General features: G+C 58.6%; 5 protein-coding genes and 1 pseudogene. 2 read left to right on the forward strand and 4 right to left on the reverse strand.

What is annotated here, in order from left to right; all coding sequences use genetic code 11:
• Nucleotides 1-144: 144 nt before the first annotated feature.
• A pseudogene (locus MKK60_RS00070) lies at nucleotides 145-801 on the forward strand (EAL domain-containing protein); the annotation flags it as partial.
• A 120-nt stretch (nucleotides 802-921) separates the two neighbouring features.
• Here MKK60_RS00070 and MKK60_RS00075 read toward each other — a convergent pair.
• The 4 genes from MKK60_RS00075 to MKK60_RS00095 form a co-directional block, all read right to left on the reverse strand.
• Nucleotides 922-1,284 carry a hypothetical protein gene (locus tag MKK60_RS00075; RefSeq protein WP_147725495.1) on the reverse strand — a complete coding sequence of 121 codons (363 nt, stop codon included), beginning with the start codon at nucleotides 1,282-1,284 and terminating at the stop codon, nucleotides 922-924.
• A 4-nt stretch (nucleotides 1,285-1,288) separates the two neighbouring features.
• Nucleotides 1,289-2,008, reverse strand: a complete 720-nt coding sequence (locus MKK60_RS00080) for a hypothetical protein (RefSeq protein WP_243983398.1) — start codon at nucleotides 2,006-2,008, stop codon at nucleotides 1,289-1,291.
• A gap of 1,118 nt (nucleotides 2,009-3,126) precedes the next feature.
• The gene (locus MKK60_RS00090) at nucleotides 3,127-3,390 is read right to left on the reverse strand and encodes a hypothetical protein (RefSeq protein WP_243983399.1); all 264 of its coding nucleotides are present in this window, start codon (nucleotides 3,388-3,390) and stop codon (nucleotides 3,127-3,129) included.
• A 2-nt stretch (nucleotides 3,391-3,392) separates the two neighbouring features.
• The gene (locus MKK60_RS00095) at nucleotides 3,393-4,157 is read right to left on the reverse strand and encodes a Crp/Fnr family transcriptional regulator (protein WP_243983400.1); all 765 of its coding nucleotides are present in this window, start codon (nucleotides 4,155-4,157) and stop codon (nucleotides 3,393-3,395) included.
• Nucleotides 4,158-4,335: 178 nt separating this feature from the next.
• Between MKK60_RS00095 and MKK60_RS00100 the strand changes: the two genes are divergently transcribed.
• Nucleotides 4,336-5,008, forward strand: a 673-nt coding sequence (locus MKK60_RS00100) for a Crp/Fnr family transcriptional regulator (protein ID WP_243983401.1), incomplete at its 3' end; no start/stop codon positions are given.

Raw genomic sequence — 5,008 nt, forward strand, 5'->3', positions numbered from 1 at the left:
TCTGGCCCTGTGAAATCAGAACGTCCGCCTGACGTAGCTTCGCGACGATCTCCTCGGGCTTCGGGTGCTTTGCCATCTCGTCCGTCCTCCAGGCTCAAAAGCCATACCAAAGGGCGGACCACTTCAATGGGGGCTGACCAAACTGAGGGGCAGGGAGCGGGGCAGATCCTCGGCATGGTGGACGAGAGCAACCGGTACAAGTTCGACCAAGCCTGCCGCGTCAAGGCGATCGAACTTGCCGCCTCCCTGTTCCCTGATCAGGAAACGCGGCTATCAATCAACTTTATGCCGAACGCCGTGTATGAGCCTGCAGCCTGCATTCGTGCGACCCTCGACGCCGCCCATCGCGTTGGCTTCGCTCGCCGGCAGATCATGTTCGAGTTCACAGAGAACGAGCGCATGACGGACGTTGCCCACGTCCAGCGGATCATCACCGAGTATCGTAAGCACGGCTTTGCCACAGCGCTCGACGACTTCGGTGCTGGGTATGCCGGCCTCAATTTATTGGCAAGCTTTCAGCCCGACTTCATCAAGCTCGACATGGAGTTAATTCGCGGTATCGCAACCTCCCTCGCACGTCACACCATCGTTGCTGGTGTGGTTACGATGGCACGCCAGCTAAACGTGGCAGTGATTGCTGAAGGCATTGAGACCGAGGCCGAACTGACGACCCTGTATTCGACTGGCATCCGGCTGTTCCAGGGATATCTCTTCGCTAAGCCGGCCGTAGCCAGCCTTCCGCACGTCTGGCTACCTGATGCCTTGCTGACAGTCGATACCCAACAATCTCACGCCGCCTGAGCGTTTAACGTATCCTGACACGCTACGCAGTCGCAGGTGGCCACAAACGCCCAGTTCGTAATGCCTGGGAGACTGCCATGTGCCATCCAATTGATTCTAAATTCAGACAATGATGCTATTTCAGCTCCATAGTACGCTGAATGTTCGTTCGAAATCTATTAGCAAGGTCCGATTACAGAAGCTGTGAATAATTGGCCCATCCAAGGTATCTTCACGCATTTTTATCGTTTCGGTCGATTCATCATAACTAAAAGTTAGACGTCGATCTCCAAGGGTGGTCGTGAGAATAGCGTTTCTGCCGTCTGCATTCTGGGTCATTGTGGTCGAACCTGGCACCCCGCGCCACATGATCCCCCCGAGAAGGGCAAGGGTGATTGCTCTCATCTCCAAAGCTTCACCTTGAGACTGAGTGATAACGCTCACCGCATAACGACGTACCGCATCGAGATCGGACATTTCGGATTGGGGACGTATCTGCGCCATGGTGCTAGTCCTGGCTGGCAGTGATTTTCGTGCCACCCGTCGAAGTTGCCGAGTAGCCACCCCACCCCTCGGTCGAGACCGGCGACGTACCGCCCCAGCCTTCCAAGTCCCAGGTCGCGACACGTTGCTCCACGTCGACTGAGCCATGGTCCTTTAGAATGCCCATTACACGTTCAACCTCCGCCTCCTCGACGTGGAGGTTCAGCATCGCTCCTCCGCCGACCAGCTTCGCGCAGTAAGATCCCCACGCCGCAGCCGGTAGACCGATTTCGCGAAGCTGTCTGTGAAGCACGCCGTCGGCAGGGGTCGGCTCTCCAGGCTCGCTGCAGCCGACCGGAGGTATGGTAGGACAAACGATAAGCCGGATCGCCCCCTCGGGGATGCCGGATGCGATCAACGTGCCTTTCGCCGACTGCGCATCGTCGCGGCTCCCGTACAGCGCGCTGATACCGAAACTCATGGCTTCGCCTTCGATATAAGGGGCGCTTGCGTCTGCTTGATGCGGAGAGCCATTCTCGGCCTCGATCTCCGCTCGTGCAGCTGCGATGAAGTCAGCACGTTGGTCCTCGCTCAGAAAAAAAGCTTCGCTGAGCGGAGGCTCATCTGCAGCGCCGGGGGCACCCCACATTCGATCTCCCAAACCATTGTTTTGGAAGTTGCGCTTGGCGCGCGCGAGCACCGCGATTTCGGCTACATCGGTCGTCGTCGTCTCGGCCGATTTCATGGGTTGGCCCTGCGTACGGCTGGCTGCGGATAGGCTGGATTGCCGCCAGGCACACCACTGCTGTTCGCAGATGACGTGACATCCGATCTGCCGCTTTCGGACCCGGTGATCTGCTTCCGCGACGCGGCTTGGCTCTGGCTGGCGTAGTCAGGAGGGGAGTTCGCTCCCTGCCAAATCATTAGCCCAGCCAAGGAAGTGAGCATCAATCCGACGCTTACGATCAAGACATAGAGGGCTGGTCTGCCACGCTTGCCCTGGCGGCTGTCCTGACCAGAGGTATGTTCCGTCACCCGTAAACCTCGCTCGCCCAAATATGATGGACGTAGAAACAGAACAGGCAGCGTGATCGAGAGGTCCAGACGTGCGACCTTATGGGTTCAATAAACAAATCATAAGTGATCAAAAAATATGATTTATCTCGTGGACTTATAACCAATTGACGAGATTGTCGTGAATGGGCGGTACAAAGCCGCAAATCTTTCCCGTGACATTTATGGGACGAACGCTTGGCTCGCCTGGTATGAACGTCTCATCACTCAAGATGCCAGATCCTGTCGAATTGATCGTTTTGACCCAGCAGCTTGCACAGCTGGCGGCATGCAAAACCCGCCGCGGCGAACCGGGCGGGCTGAAGAGTAACGGCAGACTGATAGTGCTGAAGGTGCTACCTTCCGCCACCGCTGCCGGTCGAGCTTAGGCGTGAAGGCTGTCCCTCGTTGCCGGAAACCGCCGAGTCGTCCGAAATTCCATCCTCGGCACGTCCAGTCGGTGAACAAGTAGCAGCGCCCTCCTCGCCGGTCGAACTTGGCTCGCGGGTCACGACACCAAGCACGCCGCGCGGCCCGACCCCACCCGTACTCACGGGCACGTCCTGATACTGGGCGAAGGCAGGTGTAGAGAGCACGGCCGCAACAGCAGCCGCGAGCAAAATTTTAATCACTGTAATTCCAGACGATGGAGATGCGGCAGGAAAATCCTGGAGCGTATGACAACAGGCGCTGTACGCGATTGATTCCGCGACAGTTCAGCCATCACGGTATGGTGTTCGATGAAGACCGTCCGTGCTACTTCGCCTGTCCTGCCGTCGTGCGAACTTTGAAGCACCAATCCTGCTTCAGTCATGGCTTTCGGTGCTGGCGCAGCCATCGCATGGCCTCCTCCAGCGTGGCGAAGATCGGCGCCGAGATCCCAATGAGCCGCCCGAAGGCCGCTTCTACGAACCAGCCGTTGCCGAGTTCATGGTCGGGGGTATCAAGGCGCACCAGCACGGCGATCAGCAGGCCGTTGGCGAGGACGAGACGTCCTTCCCAATCCGGACTGCCCGTGTCGACCATGATCGGCTGCAGTACGAGCAACGTCTCAACGTTGTCGCGCGCATCCATGCCTAGCTTCCCCGTAGCTTGTTCAGCCACGGCTCGCTCCGGCGTGCGCCCCAACGCGTGTTCTTGAGGTGGAGGTAGTTCGGCGTAAAGCCGCAGAACGACTTGAGCTGCTCGACATCGTGGATCGTCAGAACCCGCCGTTTGATCGTGATCAGACCAAGATCACGAAGCTCTCGAAGCGTACGGTGCACGTGAACGGCGGACAAGCCCATCACATCCGCAAGCTCCACCTGCGTGAACGGAAAAGGGTAGCTGTCGTTCGTGACTTTTCCCACCGCACCGAGCCGAACCAACAGTTCGCAGAGGAGGTGAGCAATACGTCGCTCCGGGGCACGACCACCAAGGTTGACCAACCACTCGCGCAGCACCGCCTCATCGACGAGACCGCACCACCAGAAGGCCCGCGTGATCTGCGGATGGGCTTGGGTAATCTCCTCGATTGCTCGACGCGGGATGTCGACGACATGGCAATCGGAGATCGTGCCGATGTTGTGGTCCATCTGATCGAGGATGAACACGTTGAGATCGCAGAAGTCCCCTGGAACCATAAGCGCCATGATCTGGCGTTTGCCGTCCGGGAGCACCTTGTAGCGGCAAGCGAGGCCATCAAGGATCAGATGGACGTTCTCGGGTTCGTCACCTTCTCGGACCAAATCGACCCGTGCACCAACCTGCCGAATGCGTGGCGCCAGGCCATCCAGGGCCCGGCGATCGTCATCCGATAGGTCCTCGAAGCCTTCAAGCTTCTGGGTCAGTACCTGCTGCATCACACCTCGGGAGGGTTCGACCGAAACGACCCTACGTCGGATTTCCGACATTTTAAATCGTCATTTGATGAGAAATTTGCCTAACGTCCACGTTCTCCCTAGAAGTCGCGCATCGTTTGCAATCTTTCGGGCGCACGCGGCTGAGGGTTCGTGCCCCCGCCCTTCTCGAGACGGGCCCGTGACACAGCTTGGACAGGCCTCGTGCCGCAATCGTTTGCTCGCCGCGCTACCACCATCCGACTTCGATCTGCTTCAGGGCCGACTCGCCCTGCAAAAGTTCGCGGTGGGTGACGTGCTGATCCAGACAGATACCTCAACCACCAGTTTGTATTTTGTTGAACGCGGCATCGTCTCGCTCGTCGCGCAAGCCTCCGACGGCGAACAGGCTGAGATTGGGCTTGTCGGCTGCGAGGGCCTAGTCGGAATTCCGCTTCTGCTTGGCTGCGATCAAGCCCCCTATGATGGCCGGGTGCAGAATGCGGGATCAGCCTGGGTAATGTCCGCTTCGAGCTTTCGCGAGATCCTGCCTCAATCTTCAGCTTTAGGTGAACGGTTACTTCGCTATGTGCAAACCGTCACTGCGCAAATGGCCGGAACAGCGCTCGCCAACGCACGCTACACGCTGGCAGCCCGTCTCGCCCGCTGGCTCTTGATGTGCCACGATCGGGCGGAGGGCGACGACCTATCGACGACCCACCGCTTCCTTTCGTTGATGCTCGGCGTGAACCGCACTGGTGTCAGCGAGGCGCTGACCGCTTTGGAACGGGCCGGGGTCATCGCAACGAAGCGTGGGACCATCACCATCCGGGACCGCGAAAAGCTGATTGCTCAAGCGGGCGCCTGCTACGGAA

The organism is Methylobacterium sp. J-092 (assembly GCF_022829325.1).
GTDB lineage: Bacteria > Pseudomonadota > Alphaproteobacteria > Rhizobiales > Beijerinckiaceae > Methylobacterium.

What these genes read in the sequence shown, in the direction of transcription:
- MKK60_RS00075 (WP_147725495.1), bottom strand. Translation starts at nt 1,284, where the DNA reads ATGGCGCAGATACGTCCCCAATCCGAAATGTCCGATCTCGATGCGGTA.
- MKK60_RS00080 (WP_243983398.1), bottom strand. Translation starts at nt 2,008, where the DNA reads ATGAAATCGGCCGAGACGACGACGACCGATGTAGCCGAAATCGCGGTG.
- MKK60_RS00090 (WP_243983399.1), bottom strand. Translation starts at nt 3,390, where the DNA reads ATGGATGCGCGCGACAACGTTGAGACGTTGCTCGTACTGCAGCCGATC.
- MKK60_RS00095 (WP_243983400.1), bottom strand. Translation starts at nt 4,157, where the DNA reads ATGCAGCAGGTACTGACCCAGAAGCTTGAAGGCTTCGAGGACCTATCG.